At 33.6% G+C, this 19,399-nt stretch carries 19 protein-coding genes; 13 read left to right on the top strand and 6 right to left on the bottom strand.

The window, feature by feature from the left end:
- Positions 1 to 73: 73 nt before the first annotated feature.
- Positions 74 to 721 carry an MOSC domain-containing protein gene (locus ACSBO6_RS14645; protein WP_498843564.1) on the top strand — a complete coding sequence of 216 codons (648 nt, stop codon included), beginning with the start codon at positions 74 to 76 and terminating at the stop codon, positions 719 to 721.
- Positions 722 to 927: 206 nt separating this feature from the next.
- On the opposite strand, the gene ACSBO6_RS14640 is transcribed toward ACSBO6_RS14645, so the two are convergent.
- Entirely contained in the window at positions 928 to 1,947 is a 1,020-nt protein-coding gene (locus tag ACSBO6_RS14640; RefSeq protein WP_098844997.1) for a substrate-binding domain-containing protein, read from the bottom strand.
- A gap of 449 nt (positions 1,948 to 2,396) precedes the next feature.
- On the opposite strand from ACSBO6_RS14640, the gene ACSBO6_RS14635 reads away from it, so the two are divergent.
- The 9 genes from ACSBO6_RS14635 to manA all read left to right on the top strand — a co-directional run bounded on the left by ACSBO6_RS14635 (position 2,397) and on the right by manA (position 12,461).
- Complete coding sequence (locus tag ACSBO6_RS14635; RefSeq protein ID WP_498843563.1) at positions 2,397 to 3,719, top strand: ABC transporter substrate-binding protein; 1,323 nt, start codon at positions 2,397 to 2,399, stop codon at positions 3,717 to 3,719.
- The gene (locus tag ACSBO6_RS14630) at positions 3,719 to 4,597 is read left to right on the top strand and encodes a carbohydrate ABC transporter permease (protein WP_098844996.1); all 879 of its coding nucleotides are present in this window, start codon (positions 3,719 to 3,721) and stop codon (positions 4,595 to 4,597) included. The genes ACSBO6_RS14635 and ACSBO6_RS14630 overlap by 1 nt, the downstream gene beginning before the upstream one ends.
- Positions 4,584 to 5,414, top strand: coding sequence for a carbohydrate ABC transporter permease (locus tag ACSBO6_RS14625; RefSeq protein WP_098844995.1), 831 nt, complete (start codon positions 4,584 to 4,586; stop codon positions 5,412 to 5,414). The genes ACSBO6_RS14630 and ACSBO6_RS14625 overlap by 14 nt, the downstream gene beginning before the upstream one ends.
- 24 nt (positions 5,415 to 5,438) lie before the next feature.
- The gene (locus ACSBO6_RS14620; RefSeq protein ID WP_498843562.1) at positions 5,439 to 7,040 is read left to right on the top strand and encodes a glycoside hydrolase family 13 protein; all 1,602 of its coding nucleotides are present in this window, start codon (positions 5,439 to 5,441) and stop codon (positions 7,038 to 7,040) included.
- 5 nt (positions 7,041 to 7,045) lie between these two features.
- Positions 7,046 to 7,990, top strand: coding sequence for an MTP-1 family protein (locus ACSBO6_RS14615; RefSeq protein WP_498843561.1), 945 nt, complete (start codon positions 7,046 to 7,048; stop codon positions 7,988 to 7,990).
- Positions 7,991 to 8,025: 35 nt separating this feature from the next.
- Complete coding sequence (locus tag ACSBO6_RS14610; RefSeq protein WP_498843560.1) at positions 8,026 to 9,087, top strand: BtaManbiosPhlase; 1,062 nt, start codon at positions 8,026 to 8,028, stop codon at positions 9,085 to 9,087.
- Positions 9,088 to 9,364: 277 nt separating this feature from the next.
- A complete protein-coding gene (locus ACSBO6_RS14605; protein ID WP_498843559.1) occupies positions 9,365 to 10,594 on the top strand; it encodes an MFS transporter in 1,230 nt (409 codons plus the stop codon).
- 26 nt (positions 10,595 to 10,620) lie between these two features.
- A complete protein-coding gene (locus ACSBO6_RS14600; RefSeq protein WP_498843558.1) occupies positions 10,621 to 11,493 on the top strand; it encodes an ROK family protein in 873 nt (290 codons plus the stop codon).
- A 23-nt stretch (positions 11,494 to 11,516) separates the two neighbouring features.
- Entirely contained in the window at positions 11,517 to 12,461 is a 945-nt protein-coding gene (manA, locus tag ACSBO6_RS14595; RefSeq protein WP_180232836.1) for a mannose-6-phosphate isomerase, class I, read from the top strand.
- A 159-nt stretch (positions 12,462 to 12,620) separates the two neighbouring features.
- Here the strand turns inward: manA and ACSBO6_RS14590 are convergent, their stop codons facing one another.
- The 3 genes from ACSBO6_RS14590 to ACSBO6_RS14580 all read right to left on the bottom strand — a co-directional run bounded on the left by ACSBO6_RS14590 (position 12,621) and on the right by ACSBO6_RS14580 (position 14,765).
- Positions 12,621 to 13,139, bottom strand: coding sequence for a cysteine hydrolase family protein (locus ACSBO6_RS14590; protein WP_098844987.1), 519 nt, complete (start codon positions 13,137 to 13,139; stop codon positions 12,621 to 12,623).
- 109 nt (positions 13,140 to 13,248) lie between these two features.
- Positions 13,249 to 14,067, bottom strand: a complete 819-nt coding sequence (locus ACSBO6_RS14585; protein ID WP_498844677.1) for an RCC1 domain-containing protein — start codon at positions 14,065 to 14,067, stop codon at positions 13,249 to 13,251.
- A gap of 62 nt (positions 14,068 to 14,129) precedes the next feature.
- Positions 14,130 to 14,765, bottom strand: a complete 636-nt coding sequence (locus ACSBO6_RS14580) for a pentapeptide repeat-containing protein (protein ID WP_498843557.1) — start codon at positions 14,763 to 14,765, stop codon at positions 14,130 to 14,132.
- A gap of 424 nt (positions 14,766 to 15,189) precedes the next feature.
- Between ACSBO6_RS14580 and ACSBO6_RS14575 the strand changes: the two genes are divergently transcribed.
- Complete coding sequence (locus ACSBO6_RS14575) at positions 15,190 to 15,582, top strand: spore coat protein (RefSeq protein WP_098844984.1); 393 nt, start codon at positions 15,190 to 15,192, stop codon at positions 15,580 to 15,582.
- A gap of 318 nt (positions 15,583 to 15,900) precedes the next feature.
- Here ACSBO6_RS14575 and ACSBO6_RS14570 read toward each other — a convergent pair whose 3' ends face one another.
- Complete coding sequence (locus ACSBO6_RS14570) at positions 15,901 to 16,392, bottom strand: DinB family protein (RefSeq protein WP_498843556.1); 492 nt, start codon at positions 16,390 to 16,392, stop codon at positions 15,901 to 15,903.
- Between the two features lie 368 nt (positions 16,393 to 16,760).
- Here ACSBO6_RS14570 and ACSBO6_RS14565 point away from each other — a divergent pair, with 368 nt between their 5' ends.
- Positions 16,761 to 17,459 (top strand): aspartate/glutamate racemase family protein, encoded by a 699-nt coding sequence (locus ACSBO6_RS14565; protein WP_098844982.1) that lies wholly within the window; start codon positions 16,761 to 16,763, stop codon positions 17,457 to 17,459.
- Between the two features lie 70 nt (positions 17,460 to 17,529).
- Here ACSBO6_RS14565 and ACSBO6_RS14560 read toward each other — a convergent pair whose 3' ends face one another.
- Complete coding sequence (locus tag ACSBO6_RS14560; protein WP_498843555.1) at positions 17,530 to 18,075, bottom strand: CcdC protein domain-containing protein; 546 nt, start codon at positions 18,073 to 18,075, stop codon at positions 17,530 to 17,532.
- A gap of 167 nt (positions 18,076 to 18,242) precedes the next feature.
- Between ACSBO6_RS14560 and ACSBO6_RS14555 the strand changes: the two genes are divergently transcribed.
- Entirely contained in the window at positions 18,243 to 19,382 is a 1,140-nt protein-coding gene (locus tag ACSBO6_RS14555) for a sensor histidine kinase (protein ID WP_498843554.1), read from the top strand.
- Positions 19,383 to 19,399: the final 17 nt, after the last annotated feature.

Raw genomic sequence — 19,399 nt, 5'->3', positions numbered from 1 at the left:
ATGTTTTTCCTTTTTATTACTAAAATAAAACAGAATGTAAACAGTAGAAACTAAAAAAGAAAGGGAGGAAGGCATGGCAAATAAAATAGAGTTAATTAATCTTGCAGTAGGATTACCGAGTAAAATGGAATATGGCGAAAACAAAGAAATGATAACAGGTATATGTAAAGAAGGGATAGAAGAAGTTTACTTATCAAAAGAAGGCTTTAAAGGTGATGGAGTAGCTGATTTAAAACATCACGGTGGACCAGATCGAGCTGTATGTGTGTATGCATATGAACATTACGCACTTTGGGAAAAAGAGTTTAATCTAAATTTACCACTTTCAGCATTTGGCGAAAATATTACTGTCACAAATATGTTAGAAAAAGACGTGCACATTGGTGATGTCTACCAAATTGGTGATGCAATTATACAAATTACACAAAGTAGAATTCCTTGTGACACCATTACAAAACGAACGAATGTAGCACTTAAGAGAATCGTAGAAACTGGTTTTACAGGCTACTTATGCCGTGTATTAAAAGAGGGAACAGTCAGAAATGATTCGAAAATAGAATTAATCGAAACGCAAAAGAATAAAATTTCGGTTCTTCATTGCAACGAGATTTATTTCCATGATCCAAAAAATGTTGAAGGAATAAAAGCGATATTGGAAGTTCCTGAGTTAGCTGAGGATTGGAGAATTCGGTTAAATAAGCGTTTGGATGGTTTAGTTTAAAAGACTAAGGATAGAAAAAAACAGTTATTTCTGTTTTTCTATCCTTTTTTTATTTAAGTTTAGTTACTTTCTATTTGTACGACTAATTAGCATTTATGTTAAGCATGTAAATCGAAAATTTATAGTAAAAAACACCCTTACCTCAAAATGAAGTAAGGATGTTGTTGATCAGTTTTAAGTTTCCATTCCTTTAAACTCTAACGTTCCTATTTTCTTAATTCACCAGTCGATTCCCTAATAATCAGTCTAGTAGGCAATAAGATTTCATGGATTGGCTCGTCTTTGTTTTCAATTCTCCAGCATAATTGTTCAACTGCTTTTTTACCGAAGAAGTTTAAATCGACATCCATTGTCGTCATTTTTGGTGTTGCAATTTGAGAAAGTTGGCCATTGTCAAAACTACATACAGATATGTCTTCTGGTACATTGAATCCTCTTCGTTGTAATTCAGTTTGAATTAGAAAACCAAGTCCATCATTTACACAAAAATAGGCTGTAGGTTGTTTTGAAAATTGATCGAGTAAATTTATTATATGGGACTGTTCCTCTTTAGCGTGATTTAATAGTAGATTTTCATCAAGTTTTATTCCATATTTTTTAAGAGCTAAAAAATATCCTTCTAATCTTTCTTGGTAGCTTGGTGAAATGTCTACATCTCCAACGAAACTAATTTCTTTATGTCCCAATTTAATTAAATGCTCTACAGCTGTAAAAGCAGCAAAGCGATTATTTGTTAATATTGAATCAGCATGAAGGAATGGTTCATGGTGATCAATTAGTACGGTAGGAATCCCGGATTTTATTACTTTCGCAGTGTAGTCAGTATTAATATGAGACAAGATTAATAATCCATCAATTTCTTGATTCGTTAATAAAGTAGGCATAATTAAATTTTCAACCGAATGCTGATCGATTGATTCGATTAAAAAGTTAATGTCTTTAGCTTTTAATTCTTTTTGAACACTTAAATAAATTTCACCAAAAAATCCTGTTAAAGAAAACGCAAGATCAGATGCAATTAATCCAATCGTTTTGATTTTTTTTTCTTCAACTTGTTTTTGAGTACGAATAGTTGAATAAGAATAACCTAATTCATCTGCAGTATCTTGGATCAGCTTTCTTGTTTCTTCGCTAACACCAGGTTTTCCGGATAAAGCCTGCGATACTGAGTTTTTTGAGATATTTAATCGTGTCGCAATGTCTTGCATTGTCACTTTCTTTTCCATTTTTAAATTTCTCCCCTAAATCAATCTATCTAAATTATATCGTAAAATTGATTGTAAGTATATTGTAACGTTACAAAATTTGTAATGCAACTTTTTGTAATGTTAGTAAATTGACTATTTTGTTAAAAAAATATGAAAATAGTAAAAATCAACTTGACTAAAATTACGTTAGGTGGAATAATCAGTTTATAAGTTAGTTTATAACGTTACAAAATAATATTTATGTATATTTGTAATGTTAATTGTAATGTTTAATTGTGAATTAGAAGTAATGAATAAAGGGCACGGATAACTATTTTTATGAATGGCCTAACAACTATTATACTTTTATTCAAGTATTTGTTAGCGCTTCCAGATGATTGAAATTACATAGTTTATAAAAATTAGTCCACGTGTTTTTCTTTTGAAAAGAGTTTTGATTCTATCTTAATCATTGGAGGAAATACCAGATGAAAATGAAAAAAGTATCATCAGTCTTATTAGCAGCTTCATTATCTGTTGCTAGTTTATCTGCTTGTTCTACAGGTAATAAGGAAGTAAAAGGTGGAGCAAAAGATGGGGTAACGACAATTGAATTTTGGGCGGCACCAAATCCGACTCAACAAGTGTACTGGAAAGATGTAGCCCAACAGTTTACGAAAGAGAATCCTAGTATCAAAGTAAATGTAAGTCCAATGAAGGAAAGTCCAACATCTGAAGCTAGTATTCAATCTGCCATTGCAGGTGGAAGCGCTCCGACAATGTCTGAAAATATTAATCGAGGATTTGCTGCACAGTTGGCTGATAGTAAAGCACTTGTTCCTTTAGATGAATTAGATGGCTTTGACAAGTTGAAAGAAAATCGACATATGAACGATACGATGAAAGGTTGGCAGTTTGCTGACAATCACCAATACGTAATACCAATCTACTCAAATGCAATGCTATTTGGATGGAGATTAGATATTTTAAAAGAATTAGGATTTAACACGGCACCTAATACGTATAGCGAAATGTTAGCGGTTGCGAAAAAATTAAAAGAAAAATATCCAGATAAATATGTTTGGGCAAAAGCAGATCTTGCAGATCCTACAGCTTGGAAAAGGTGGTTCGACTTTTTCATGTTATATGATGCGGCATCTGAAGGTAACAAGTTCGTAGAAGGTTCTAAATTTACTGGTGATAAGAAAGCCGGAGAGCAAGTTTTTAATTTCATGAATGACTTACGTAAATCAAATGCACTACTGACTAGACAAGCTAAAGATCCATTTGAAACTGGATTAGGTATCTTTACTGATATTGGCCCTTGGACAATCTCATATTGGGCAGATAAATTCCCAAATATGAAATTTAATGAGACATATACATTATCTACACCACCGGTTCCAGATGGTATGTCTGTTGAAAATGTTAAAACATTCGCAGATACAAAAGGTTTAGTAATTTATGCTTCTGCTACAAAAGAGCAACAAAAAGCAGCGATGAAGTTTATCAATTGGGTGTATTCAAATCCTGAAAATGATTTGAAATGGCTTGAGAAAACGAACTTACCACCAGCACGTGATGATTTAACAACAAATGATACATTTAAGTCGTTCTTTGATAAAAATCCAGCATTACAACCATATGCAGCAGCCGTTCCTAATGCGATCCCGCCAATGGATAACGCAAAATACAATGATATTCAAACTTATATTGGCCAATATGCATTCAATCCTGTAGTAAAAGGTGAAAAAGATTCTAAATCTGCATGGAAAGACATGAAAGAGGCTATTGAGGGGGCTCTTAAGTGATGAGCACGAAACAAGGAAGGTTGGGCTGGCTATTTGCCAGTCCTTATCTTATTTATGCAATAGTTTTTTTCCTAATACCACTAGTGTGGTCGTTGTTTCTATCACTGACTGATTGGAATTTAATCGCTCCAACGTTTAGCTTTGTTGGAATCGAAAATTATACAGAAGCTTTTAAGAGTCCTGGTGTACAAAGCGCATTTTTCGTTGCTTTCAAGTTTATGGCACTGTTTGTACCGATGGTTGTAGCATCTTCAATCATTGTGGCTTTAATCGTTCAAGGTTTACCAAAGTTTAAAGGTTTATTTTTAATCGGTTTTTTTCTTCCGTATCTAGCATCAGGTGTAGTTTCTTCATTAATTGTAAAAGGATTGCTTTCATACAACAGCCCGATTAATGAATTCTTAAGAAATTCATTTGGTTTAGACATTAACTGGTTAGGGTCGCCGTTTGGTGCTTTATTCACTGTAGCGGTTATTATTGCTTGGAAATTTACTGGTTACTATGCATTAATTTTAACTTCCGGTTTTGATAGCATCGATAAAGAAGTTTATGAGGCAGCCTTAATTGATGGGGTAACACCAATGCAACGTTTTTGGAAAATTACTTTTCCTCTATTATATCCAGCATTATTTACAGTCCTAATTTTATCAATCGGTGTAACATTTGGTATTTTCACAGAGGTTTACCAATTAACAGGTGGGGGACCGAATTTCGCAACGAATACATGGCAAATGGAAATCTTTACGAGAGCATTCTCAAATCTTCAAGCTGGTTATGCATCTGCCATTGCGATCATTGCCTCTGTAGTAACATTTATATCAATTTTTATTATTCGAAAACTTTTAGAAATGTGGGGAAAACGAAATGGTTGGAATTAAGAAAAAAGGACTATGGTTTCGTTACCTGATTGCCTCGATTCTCTTACTAGTTATGATTTTTCCATATATTTATATGGTTTTAAACTCATTCGCTGATTGGAATCAAGTGGACCGAAAATTAATTCCAACAGGTTTTACTTTGAAATCATATAGCTGGTTATTAGCTGGCGGTGAATCGGCAATACCAAGGCCTTGGATCAATGCTTTTTTTAATAGTTTCTTTGTATCAGCTGCCTCTACATTATTAATGATGGTGACAGCGGTTATGGTAGCATACGCACTTGCTAAAATTCCTTTTAAAGGAAGAAACTTTATTAATAACTTTATTTTATTTCAAATGTTTTTCCCAGCGATTATTTTATTAATCCCTACATTCCTTGTCATTCAAAAAATTGGGATGTATGACTCATACTGGGGAATGATATTGCCAAAAGCAATGAGCTTATGGGCAGTCTTTATGTACACAAACTTTTTCAAAGCTATTCCAGAAACATTTATTGAAGCAGCAAAATTAGATGGGGCTAGTGAGTGGCAAATCATGTTTAAAATTGTTCTGCCGATGTCCAAATCAATCACAACTGTTATTTTCCTCTTCTTATTTATGGAAAGATGGACTGAGCTTTTATGGGACATGTTAGTTGCAAAGAGTGACAATATGCTAACGCTGAACGTTTTATTATCTCAAATGTTTGGACCTTATGGCGGTTACCCAGGACCAATGTATGCAGCAGCAGTATTACTTACAATACCTATCATTATTATCTTCTTACTATTTGCTAAAAAGTTTAAAGAAGGTATGCAATTTACACTTAAGTAATTCATGGATCGGAGTTCTAACATAATGGCAAATTGGTGGAAGAAAACTACATTTTACGAAATTTATATGCCGAGCTTTATGGATGGTAATGGTGATGGCATTGGGGATTTTGCTGGTATCATTTCTAAACTCGATTATTTAAAAGAATTAGGTATCGGTGGAATTTGGCTAACTCCGTATTACCCATCTCCTAAAGTTGATAATGGTTATGACATTTCAGATTACTATTCAATTGATCCGGATTATGGAACGATGGAGGACTTTGAATTATTTATCAAAGAATCACATAAACGAGGAATTCGTATTATTGCTGATTTAGTTTTAAATCATACATCCTCTGATCACCAATGGTTTAAAGAATCAAAATCCTCTAGAAATCATCCAAAACGAGATTGGTATATTTGGAGAGATAAACCAAATAACTGGGAATCGTTCTTTGGTGGAACAGCTTGGGAATATGACGAAATCACAAACCAATATTATTATCATGCATTTGCAAAAGAACAAGTCGATTTAAACTGGGCAAATCCAGAAGTAAAAAAAGCGATGTTTGATGTAATGGACTTTTGGCTTCAAAAAGGAATAGATGGTTTTCGTTTAGATGTCATCAATTTTTTAAAGGTAAATAATTCGTTTAAAGATAATCCAAATGATCATAAAAAGAATGAGCAACTTCATTTACATGATAAAGACCAAAAAGGAATCCTACCAGTCATTTCTGAAATAGCCGAGTTTGTAAATCGCTATGAAGATAAGTTTTTAGTTGGGGAAGTTGGATCTGAAGATTTATCAATTCTTAAAGACTATTCAGGCGTTCATAAATTAGATGTTGTTTTTAATTTTAATATTGGAAGTATTTCAGAGTTTGATTCAAACAAGATTTTTCAACAATTATATGAAATGGAAGAAGCTTATGATGAAAATCAAATTCCAACATTGTTTTTCTCAAGTCATGATATGTCCCGTTTTATTTCAAGATTTGGCGGAGATGAAAAGCGAGCAAAACTAATAGCTACATTGATGCTTACAGCTAAAGGTGTCCCATTTATTTATAATGGCGATGAAATTGGCATGCGAGATTGGACTACTGATGACATAAAAAAAATGAAGGATGTTCAAGGATTGACCGCATACGAATTAATAATGCAATCGACAAATTCGGAAGTTGAAGCATTAAAAGTAGCCAATGAGAAATCACGAGATAAATCTAGAACACCAATGCAATGGAATTCACAAGCTAATGCTGGTTTTTCCACTGTTGAACCATGGATCACAATACCAAGTCAAACGCTTGATATTCATGTTGAAAATCAAATACAGGACTCAAATTCAATGCTTTCTTATTATAAGAGCTTGCTGAAACTAAGAAGACAGCATACTTCATTGCAATTAGGTCAGTACGAATTATTAAAGTATGAAGAAGAATTACTCTATTTTATTCGATCGTATAAAGATGAAAAAATGATCGTGATTTTAAATTTTTCAAATGAACCCAAATTAATAACACTAGATTCATTTACACAATTACAACTTAAATTACTACTTTCATCTAAACGTATTGATTTAGAGATTACCAAGGATATAAAGGTTTTACCAAATGAAGCATTAATTTTAAAAGGGGAATAAGGAGAATGACATTTAATCAGAAGCAAAATGCTCAAACTTGTGAAGAGTTAATTCTTGAATTTACGGCGAAAATGCAGCCAACTAATCCAGAAAAAATTGTTTTTACTGGAGTCGGAAATAATGATGTTTATAATATCAGTGCTCCTTTTGAAGACGAAGGTGAGCTTGTTATTGCTGGCCGGGTCGAATCTCGTGATAGTGAGCATTCAGTTGTTTATTTCTTCGTTAAAAAAAATGGAGAGTGGGTACGTAGGGAAGAGTCACCAATTCTTGAATTACAAGATCCATTTTTTACAAGAATCGCTGGAGAATTAGTGGTAGGAGGAGTACAAATCTTTCCACATCCAGAAAAAGATGGGGAATTAGGCTGGAGAACTGTTTTTTACAAAGGTGATTCAATCGCAAAGTTAGAGGAATTTGCAAAAGGTCCAGATGGTATGAAAGATCTCCGTTTAGTTGAGTTAAAAGATAAAACAATCGGTGTTTTAACTAGACCACAAGGTGAAAAAGGCGGCAGAGGAAAAATTGGTTGGTCAACGATTCCATCACTTTCAGAATTAACGATTGATGTAATTAATAATGCGCCATTACTTGAAAATCAATTTATTGAAGAGCAGTGGGGCGGAGCAAATGAAGCTCATCTTTTATCGAATGGAAAGATTGGAGTGCTAGGTCATATTGCTAGTTTTGATGAGGAAGGAAATCGTCATTATTATCCAATGATATTTGGTTTTGATCCCCAAACAGGAGCATTTTCAAAGATGGAATTAATCGCGACAAGAAGTCAATTTTTACCTGGTCCTTCAAAGCGCCCAGACTTAATTGATGTTGTATTCAGCGGGGGATTGGTTCGTCATTCGAATGGTACAGCTGAACTTTATGCCGGAATAAGTGATGCAGATGCTCAAAAAATCACGATGGTCGATCCATTTTTACAATTCGAGCAATAAGTACTAATCATACGCCAACAAAGGAGCTAATAAAAATGAATGTATATAGATATGAAGAAAACCCATTAGTAACACCACAAAGTGTAAAACCACATCGTCCTGATTTTGAAGTAATCGGCGCATTTAATGCAGGGATTGCAAAATTTAAAGATGAAATTATTATGCTTCTACGTGTTGCAGAACGCCCAATTAGTGAAGATCCTAACATCATTAAATCACCCGTCTTTAATCCAACTTCAAATGAACTTGAAATTTTAGAGTTTAATGTAAATGATTCAAAATATGATTTTTCAGATGTACGTACAATTAGTGAAAATAATGATAAACAAGGCTTTAAATACTTAACTTCACTTTCGTATTTACGGATTGCTCGTAGTAAAGATGGGCACCAGTTTACGATCGATGAAAAACCATTTCTATACCCTTCAAATGAATTAGAGTCTTTCGGGATTGAAGATCCACGAATTACTCAAATTGGTGATACATACTATATCTATTTTAGTGCTGTTTCACCTGTAGGTGTTGGTGAGTCAATGGTTTCAACGAAAGATTTTGTAACAGTTGAGCGTCACGGAATGATTTTTGCACCTGAAAATAAAGATGTATTAATTTTCCCTGAAAAAATTAATGGGAAATATTATGCACTTCACCGACCGGTACCGAAAAGTATCGGCGAACCAGAAATTTGGATTGCTGAATCTCCTAATCTACTACACTGGGGAAATCATAAACATCTATTAGGCTTAAGAGAAGGTATGTGGGATAGTGCTCGAATGGGAGGTGGAGCTGTTCCATTTAAAACAGAAAAAGGTTGGCTTGAATTATATCATGGAGCGACGGAAGATCACCGTTATTGCATGGGTGCCGTTTTACTAGATTTAGAGGACCCTACTAAAATTATCGCTCGCTCTAACCAACCAATCCTTCAACCAGAAGCAGATTATGAAGTAGAAGGATTCTTTGGAAATGTAGTCTTTTCATGTGGAGCACTAGTTGAAGGGGACGTTGTTAAAATGTTTTACGGTGTGGCAGATACTTCAATGGCATGCGCTGAATTAAGCTTAAAAGAAATACTAGATTCATTAACTTATTTATAAACAGAACGTTTGTAGAAAGGATGACATAAACCAAGGAATAGAAATTTACGCCAAATTTAACGAAATGAAACTTTGTTGAACAGTGTAAACGACTCTTGCTTTATGCATCCTTTTTTATCGAAAAATGAGTTGGAAGTTGAAACTATTGAATGAGAAATGCGACTAAAAAGTTATCGGATTTATATACAGAGGTAGCTAAATGCGGGGAACTAGCTTACTTTTGATTAGTTTTAGTCGTTCTTGTAAATAGCCGCTCCTAATAGAGGGGAATAGATTAATGCTTCAAATTTTTAAATCTTTTTCTGCAGAATTAAAGTTCTATTTACTGATGAATACTTTCTTTTCTTTTGGAGGAGCCTTATCAGGAATCTTTCAAAGTGTATTTTTATGGAAGCTTGATAAAACATACTCACTACTAGCCTATTTTAGCCTATATTGGTCAGTTGCCATTATCTTTTGCTTTGGTATTTGTGCCTGGATAGCTAGAAAAACGAGTCCAATGATAACGATGCGATTAGGATTTATCTGTTACTTAATTACCTATTTAATTATGTTACTTTACCATTCAACCTTGAACGAGCATATTTTATTACTAGGATTTTTAAATGGATTAGCAATGAGTTTGTATTATGTAGGCGTTCATTTAGCTGTTTTAGATTTAACGACTAATGAACAAAGAGACAAGTTTTTATATGTTCAAGGAATCTTAATGACAATCGGAGGGGGAATCGCACCTCTTCTATCCGGAATCATTATTTCCCAATTTAATGGAATGACAGGATACTATGTCATTTTTACTGGTACTTGCGTATTCTTCTTTATTTCTTTTTTGACTTCTTTAAAGGTAAAAGGAAAACCTGTTTCTGCAAAAAGTCATTTTCTTGAAGTTGTAAAAAATCCTTCAAAAGAATGGAAAAAGATGTACTTAGTCATGTTTTCAGATGGAATAGTATCTGGGGTGTACACAACCTTTTTAATTACGATGATGACGTTCAAAATAGCTGGTGGGGAATTAAATCTCGGAATCTATCATACTGGAACACAGTTTGTTGTCGTTTTAGCATTTTATTTTTTAGCTAAACTAACGAATCAAAACGATCGAATGAAGATTTTTGCTGCTGGATCGATCTGTATACTGCTGAGCTCTTTTCTAATTTCTTCTTTACCTTACCTTATTTCACTAGTTATTTTTGGAATTGTCTCTCCAGTTGCAATGAATATGATCAATACATCTATGAATGCGATGATTTATGAATCAATTGAAAGAGATCCGGATTATAAGGCTAAACGCTTAGATTATATTATCATTCGAGAAATCCCGCTTGGAATTGGGAGATTGATAGGGGTATTTATTTTTCTAGTCATGGGTAAATACTTCGATCTCGAAGCACTTTTACCAATTTCATTTAGTTTTTTTCCAATTATCTATGTAGTAATGATTCCAATTCTTCATTTGATTTGGAAGAAACCAATCAATAAGGCCATGCTTCACTCAAAGGAAATATAAAAAATTGATACATGGGAGGAAAATTTATGTTAGGTGCAATCGAAGCAGGGGGAACAAAGTTTGTATGTGCTATTGGAGATGAAGATGGAAATTTAATTGAGAGAATTCAAATTCCGACAACGATACCGGATGAAACGATCCCAAAGGTGATTGAATTTTTCGATAAGTTTCCAATACGAGCAATAGGAATTGCTTCGTTTGGTCCAGTTGATTTGAATAAAGAAAGCGCTACCTATGGAAATATTACTTCAACACCAAAAAAAGAGTGGAAGAATTATCCTTTTCTTCAAGTATTTAAAGGCCATTTTTCAGTCCCAATTGGTTTTAATACGGATGTGAATGCAGCGGCATTAGGTGAGGCTATGTTTGGAGCAGCGAAGGGTTTAGATAGCTGTCTTTATATAACAGTTGGTACTGGAATAGGTGCTGGTGCCATTGTTAATGGCGAGTTGCTTCAAGGCATTACTCATCCTGAGATGGGGCATATTTTAGTAAGACGACATCCACTAGATCAGTACAAAGGAAAATGTCCTTATCACCGTGATTGTTTAGAAGGGTTAGCTTCTGGTCCAGCTATTGAAGCCCGTTTTGGAGAAAGTGGTGCAAGCCTTGTCAATCGAAAAGAGGTTTGGGACTTAGAAGGATACTACATTGCACAAGCACTTATGCAATATATTTTAATCTTATCACCTAAGAAGATTGTCCTTGGTGGGGGAGTTATGAATCAAAAGCAAGTTTTCGATAAGATCTATCAATATTTGAATGAGCTAGTTTGCGATTATGTTAGTTTACCAGAGTTATCTGAATATATCGTATCACCAGGCTTAGGAGATCATGCTGGAATTACTGGAGCTCTTATGCTTGCACAAAATGCTTTAAATAAAAATGCACTAGTATAAATAGCCTATAGGAGGAAATTAGCATGCAACCATTATTTTTAAAACCGGTATTTAAAGAACGAATATGGGGTGGAACAGCTTTAAAATCCGATTTTAACTATGATATACCAAATGAAAATACAGGTGAATGTTGGGCAATTTCAGCTCATCCTAATGGAGCATCTATTATTGAAAATGGACGATTTGCAGGGATTACCTTAAATGAATTATGGGAAAAGCAACCGGAGTTATTTGGTCACCCAAAGGATGAGGTTTTCCCACTATTAACGAAAATATTAGATGCAAATATGGATTTATCCGTTCAAGTTCATCCCGAAGATTCTTATGCAAAAGTGAATGAAAATGGTGATCTTGGTAAAACAGAATGTTGGTATATTCTTGATTGTAAAGAAGATGCGCATATGATCTTTGGCCATAACGCTAAAACAAAAGAGGAACTAATTAGTCAAATTAAAGAAGGCAAATGGTCAAATTTACTTCGCCGAGTAAAAATTAAGCCGGGGGATTTTTTCTATGTCCCAAGTGGAACGATTCATGCATTATGTGAAGGAACGCTCGTATTAGAAACACAACAGAGCTCTGATACAACTTATCGGGTTTACGATTATGATCGAAAAGACCATGAAGGAAATTTAAGAGAGCTTCATTTAAATAAAGCAATCGATGTCACAACAATTCCACATCAAGAACCAGAAGTCGAATGTAAGACGGAAGAAAAAGAAAATATAAAGATTAATACATTTGTAGATTCGGAATTTTTCACTGTCTATAAATGGGATATTACTGGAAAGGCTTATTTAACCTATAATGATCAATATTTACTATTAAGTGTAATAAACGGTAATGGAAAACTAATCCATAGCGGAGAAGAGTATCATTTAACAAAAGGCTCGAACTTTATCATTCCTGTTGGATTTGGGGAATTTGTTTTAGATGGAGATTGTGAAATAATTGTTTCGCATACTTAAAAAATATTGAAAAATAAAGGCGTCGCTTCAGAGGGTTTTCAGAATGAATGCAAACGTTTGCCTTAAAATACAAAAGAACTAGAACAACAAGGATAGGCGAAGCAATGAAGAAAGCAAGTGATTTTCGAACAGTCTAAAAGGCAGCTTATTAGCTGCCTTTTAAAATTTAACTTCATCAGTAGTTTTAGGTTCAGCTAGCCAGCGCAGTGTCTCATTATGGTGTTTAATAATCTGCTCGGCCGTAAGCTCATCTGAATTCCAAGTACTATGAGCATCCGTAACAAGTGTAACTTCATAGCCATTTCCAAAGGCGTTTCTAGTCGTAGTATCAACACAGATTTCCGTTTGAATTCCCGCCATAACTAAATGGTTAATTTCAAGTTTTGCCAACTCTTCTTTTAAATTCGTCTTAAAAAACGAGTCTGGTGTTGTTTTATGTATAATGATATCTCCATCAATTGGAGCAATATCTGACTGAATTTCCCAACCAGGTGTACCATATTCAAGTGGAGAATCTTCTTCAGAATGCTGTATATAAAATATCGGCGTATTCGTAGCTCTTGCTTTATCGATCAATTTGTTTAGATTATTTAATAATGTTTCACTATTATAAACTGGATTAGATTCGGAAAACATAAAAGCCTGAACATCGATTACTAAAAGAGCTGTTTTTTTCATTTAATAAATCTCCCCTTAGAAAATTGGCTATTTTTTACACCTTCTAGAAGAAAATATATCATGATTAGCAGTAGAGGAGAAGGGTTATTTTCAGAAAATTGTTGCTTATTTAATTTAATTGGATACTGTGCCAGTTACTTACATTGCATTGACCAAATTCATTACTACCTGTAGCAATAACTGTGCCATCTGATTTAAGTCCGAGAGTATGTGTACAACCTGCTGAAATTGCTATAATATCGCACCAGTCACTTACATTACATTGGCCATGCCTACTCAATCCGACAGCTATAACAGAGCCGTCTTCCTTTAGTCCAATCGTATGATTACTTCCAGCTGAGATTGCTACTATGTCGTGCCAGTTGCTAACATTACATTGACCATCTTTATTCAGTCCTACAGCAACAACCGTACCGTCCGACTTTAATCCGATGGTATGAAGATACCCTGCCCCAACCGCCACGATCTCATGCCATTTGCTTACTTTGGATTGGCTATACCGATTATTGCCCACAGCTGTAACGGTGCCATCTGATTTAAGTCCGACAGTATGCCAGTCACCTGCCGAAATAGCCACAATGCTGTGCCAATCATTTACATTGCACTGACCATCGTTGTTTCGACCTACAGCAATAACCGTACCATCTGATTTTAGCCCGACTGAACGACGCCAACCAGCTGCAATCGACACAATTTCACGCCAGTTGCTTACATCACATTGTTCATGCTTGTTCCATCCCACAGCCACAACGGTTCCGTCTGCTTTTAATCCAATCGTATGAGAATTACCCGTGTGAGCGTTACCCGCAGCAACCGCCACAATATCGCTCCAATCGTTAACTTCTAGTTTGCCATATTTATGATCACCTACTGCATAAACCGTACCATCAGAATGAAGTCCGACGGAATGTCGATAACCAGCTGCTATTGTGTCTGAAACTTTTTCACTTTTAACTCCCTCCCATTAACTACAACTCATCTACTTAGCTTCTAATCAACAATCTTTAGTCCCATCAATGTTGCAAATTGAACGGCTTGATTTGATGAAACTTTGCAGCCATTTAAATTACTAATTGAAACAGTTAATTCGTTAAAAGTAGAGCTACTAATATCAATCCCTTTTAAAGATGTTTGTTCAAAATTTGTTCCATCAATATTACATCTATTAAAATCAATTTTTTTGAATTTACAATCATAAAAATCAGTGTTTTTTAGAACAGAGTCTTTAAAAATTACTTTTTCTAGTTTTGATTCTCCGAACAGTGATAAATTTAAAACAGAATTTTCAAATTGTACATTTCCAATGCTAGATTCCGTCAAATTTGCGCCTAATAATTTACAATTCTTAAAAATCACTTTGTGGATGGAAGAGTTTCTCATATTGCAATTTGATAAATCACAGTCTTCAAAATATACATCAGTCATACTAATGTTTCTCAAATCTGTATTCGTAAATTTACAATTCTTGATGACTGCTTTATATAAATATACTCGATCTACAACTTCATTTTCAAAAACGGAGCCAGAGATTTCGCACATTCCTAATTCTGGGTCCTCTTCATAAAAAATGTCATAAAAGTTTCTAGTGATTAATTCTTTCGGGATTGAAGGTGTATCGATTTTCATAGGAATTCCTCTCCTTAAATAGGTGGATAAACTACTATCCATTCGATTTGCTACTAATTACTATAAGGAACTTTAATTTAAAAAAAAAGACTTTTAATTCTATTCGGTCTGTGTACAAAATAGCGGGTCTTTTATTTGTATAGTAAGAAGAAGTGTACCATTTTTAAAATGAAAAGCTACTTTCGTTATAATCCATTTTTGATATGACCCTTTTGTAGTCTACCATTTCTAAAGTGTCAATCGTAATAAATACTAGAAACATGAACTCTATTATCAAATTCGCTACTAATATTAATAAAATTTAATGTAAATCTATTTTTCTAATCGAAATCTATTAAAACTTCCATATTTATAATAGGATGCTTGTCCAATCTACATTATCTTTTTTGAATAAATTATATTAAAACTATCAGGAGGTGATTTAATGTATCCGATCCGTCCAGTTACTAGTGCTAGTGTGGCAGAAAGACAAAGATCTTTTAATAGAATAGAAAATGCACAAGCAGAATTTCAAAGATTAGTCGTTCGTGATTCACACACGATTACAGTTGCTCAAACTGAAGCTCAGGCTTTAGTTTTAGTACAAGCTTCACTACAAGCTGCAATTGAAGCTGTCATTCTTTTATTTGCTGATGATCCAAGAGTTAGTCAATTGCAAAAAGTTGCTCAATCCTTAGAAAATCTTCAATTACAATCACAATCTGTTTACATTGAGAATTCAGATGGAATTGTTGTCACACAAACTGAATTGCAAATTGAAGCAGTTATTCAAGCAGCAATTCAATTATTAGCACAATTAGTAGCAAAACTCGGCTAATACGATTTGGAGAAGAAAAGGACAAAATTTTTTCGTCCGAAACCTCTTATTCAAATTTGTTAAATGATTTTGCTTAGGTTTATAACTTTTTTTGATGCCGCTTTTAACCTTTCGTCTTCAAAAAAAGTTAACCATATTTTGATTTTAATACCATCTATTTTTATCCAATCCGATAAAAGTAGGTGGTATTTTTGTTTTCGTTTGAAAAAATTTCAAGGAGCAGAATGAAGTGACAAAAAAACCAATTTCTCAATTTTACAGAGAAATTGGTTATTTGTTTAAAAGCTATGGGTGAATTTTAGTTAATTTTAATCATCGTTATAAATTTGGGCGCCGAGTTGGCCATGAACCTTGGAGTTTACGAAGTTGTACAATTTGTCCAGTATGATAGGCGTCGTGTAAAAGGATATTTTGATATTGTTGCCAAACTGGTAGTGAAGGTTTGGGTTGATCTAGTTCGGCTTCGTTTAAGGATGCTAATGTAGATTGTAAGGCGTCATGAACTTGAAGTGTTCGTTTTACTGTTTGTTTCCAGGCATTATCATCATTCGGTCTGCCTTGGACAAACGTTTCATCATTATTATTGTGAGCAACAAATGTATTATCTTGTTGTAAGCGTGAAAGTAAGCGCTCTTTAAAGAATAGTAAATGGTTTACATTTTCCCAAATTGTATTACTGGCTTTTCCTTCTGGTTGCCAACATGCTTGTGCAGCAGTTAGATTCTTTAACGCTTCTGAAATTGGCGGGTACCATTCTTCTTCGTAAAAAACTTGCTTGACTCCACTTTGTAAGATTTCTTTTTTACTCAAGTTGTATGTCCTCCTTCTATGTAATTTCCAGATTAAAAGAACAGTGAAAGCAAACTCAGACTAAAAGGAACCAATCCTTAATTGATGATTTGAAGGTGTGCGAAAAAATTTAATTTCAGTTCTTTATTTAACTACTATGCCATGTACTGGAAGAAAAAAACAAATTTTTGCAACTATAGAAATTGTTTGTTGGATATCTTGACTCAATAGTATTACTAAAATAATACCTATAGTTCTCTTTAAATTTCCTTGTTAAACTAATAGATAATAAAAGTTGTTAAATTTATATAGAACGTGTTCATTTCATAACTTGATTTTTTAAAATGAGCAGATGAGTAAAAATTTTAAAGAAATTGGAGTGAATGATAATGAAAACAATTGGGCTGATTGGTGGTATGAGTTGGGAGTCTTCTTTACTGTATTATCAAATTATGAACGAACGTGTAAAAGAAAAACTTGGCGGTCATCACTCCGCAAAAAGCATATTGTATTCAGTCGATTTTCAAGATATTAAAACGCTTCAGTTCGAGGATCGATGGGATGAATTAACAACAATGATGATTGATATTGCTAAAAAGCTGGAGAATAGTGGAGCAGATTGTCTTGTTATTTGTACGAATACGATGCATAAGATGGCAAAGGAAGTTCAAGAATCGGTCAATATACCTTTATTACATATTGCTGATGCAACTGCTAAAGAAATTGTAAATAATGGAATTAAAAAAGTTGCTTTGTTAGGAACTGCATTTACAATGGAGCATGATTTTTATAAAGGAAGATTAATTGAGCAGTTTGGTTTAGATGTTATTGTCCCAAATGAAGCAAAAAGAAAAGTGATCCATCATATTATTTATGAAGAACTTTGTCTTGGAATTGTAAAAGAGGAATCTAAGCAAGTTTATTTAAATATAATCAATCATTTAATTGAACAAGGAGCGGAAGCGGTTATTTTAGGATGTACTGAAATAACGATGTTAATCTCTCAGGAAAATTGCAGTATTCCTGTCTTTGATACAACAAGAATTCATGCTGAAAATGCGGTGGATTTTGCTTTAGATCGTCAATAACAAGAAACCCACAAGGTATGTATAGTTCCTTGTGGGTATTTATATTTCCATGAAAAAACAATACAAGTAATTAATTTTCAATAGGGAAATCGTTGGTTGCTTGAGTAAGTGTTTTCTCTTTTTTAATCATGAATAAATTGAAGACGATATAATAGGCAAACATGATCAGCATTAGCCCAGCAGACCATCCAGATGCCATGCTTTGTAATCTGTTAGATAAAACATCATTTTGTAATCCATTTAGTTTTTCAATTAAATAAAGATCATAAATTCGATAAACTAAACGACCGAAGAATAGTAGTGTGACAGTGGAGCTAATCCAAATATTTGTATTAAAGAACCATGCTCCATTCCTATTTTCATAATTTGTTTTGGTTGAAGCGAAATAAGCAAGCCCAATTCCAATTAGAATACCAACTATATCTGATGTTAAAATAATTGGTTTAAAACCACTTTGTAATAAGATTAGCGTTCCAATTATAAAAAAGATAACTGTACTGAAATACATTTTCTTCCTATTCAATTGCTGCCATCCGATACTTTTACGGACCCTTTTAAAGATCCGATAAACTAAAAGTAAAATAATGATTCCGATAATAATATATTGTTGATTCATAGATTCTCTCCTTAATTTGTTTTGTATGTTCTAATGATATTCTTTTATTAATGTTGAATCGACTTCTATTTGATAGAAATTTGATCATGAAGTCTATAACTAGAGATAGAGGAAAACAGGAAGAATATTGTTTAAAATTATAAGTAAATGAGGGGAGGTTGTTTATTTTGAAGGAGGACAAAGTCTTCTTATTAAGACCAATCATAGGTGCTATTATTATTTTAATTTTCATGTACACTGGAGAATTATTTAGTGGATCACCTTTTAAAACTGCGCTATATTTAACGATTTGGGTTACTTTTACATGTGTATTATTGATTCCTAAAGATAAATGGTCGAATGTAAATTTAGTGATTGCATTTAGTGTTATGATGATTGAAGCATTGGTAGGATTAATACTGTTCAAAGAAATAAATGTTTTGTATTTTTTAGCATTTATGTTACACATAACGATTACTCGGTCAACTTTATCAAGGACCCCGATTACATCAATTATCGTTATGATTGTCATTGCTTTAATCTATACGCGATTTGGACACCAAGATTTATTAAACGTTTTTACATATAGTTTATTCTCAATTATTTTTTATATAAATATTAGAAATAGAATGCAGCGGAATGAAATGTATGAATTGAATAAACAATATGTTATTAATTTAGAAAAAGCATATAGTCAATTACAAGAAGCGTCATCTACTGTTATGCAAAATGCAATTTTAGAAGAGAGAAATCGCATTGCAAGAGATATTCATGATGCGGTTGGTCATAGTTTAACTTCAATTATCGTTCAAATACAAGCTGTACAATATATGGTAAAAAAGGATCCAAATCAAGCCGAACAAAGTTTAAAGGATATGTTAGTAGTTGCTCGAAAAGGGTTAGATGATATACGTAAATCTGTTCATTCAATTGCTGATGAACTTCCACAATCAGCAATTGGCACATTGGAAACTTTACTGAAACATATGGAGTCCTCGTCCTCTATTCAATATTCTTTTAAAGCGGAGATTGGTGATGTTGAATTAGACGTCGCGGTATACAAAATACTGTTTAGAATCTTACAGGAATCAATTACAAATGTTATACGTCATTCTCAAGCCACTAAACTAGATGTTGTACTGAAAAAGGAATCTGAAAGCATCAATATGACCGTTAGGGATAATGGTGATTTAGATAATGCTCAAAAAATTAGTGAAGGATTTGGATTGAAATCAATGAGAGAAAGATTAGAAGAAATGAATGGTAGTCTTTCGTATTCAGTTGTATATCCACATGGCTTTGAAATCATTGCAAAAATACCATTGTGACTTGAGGAAGGGTGAGT

The sequence above is a fragment of the Bacillus sp. AL-1R genome, from assembly GCF_052180195.1.
GTDB lineage: Bacteria > Bacillota > Bacilli > Bacillales > Bacillaceae_G > Gottfriedia.
This window is presented reverse-complemented; position numbering and strand designations above follow the sequence as displayed.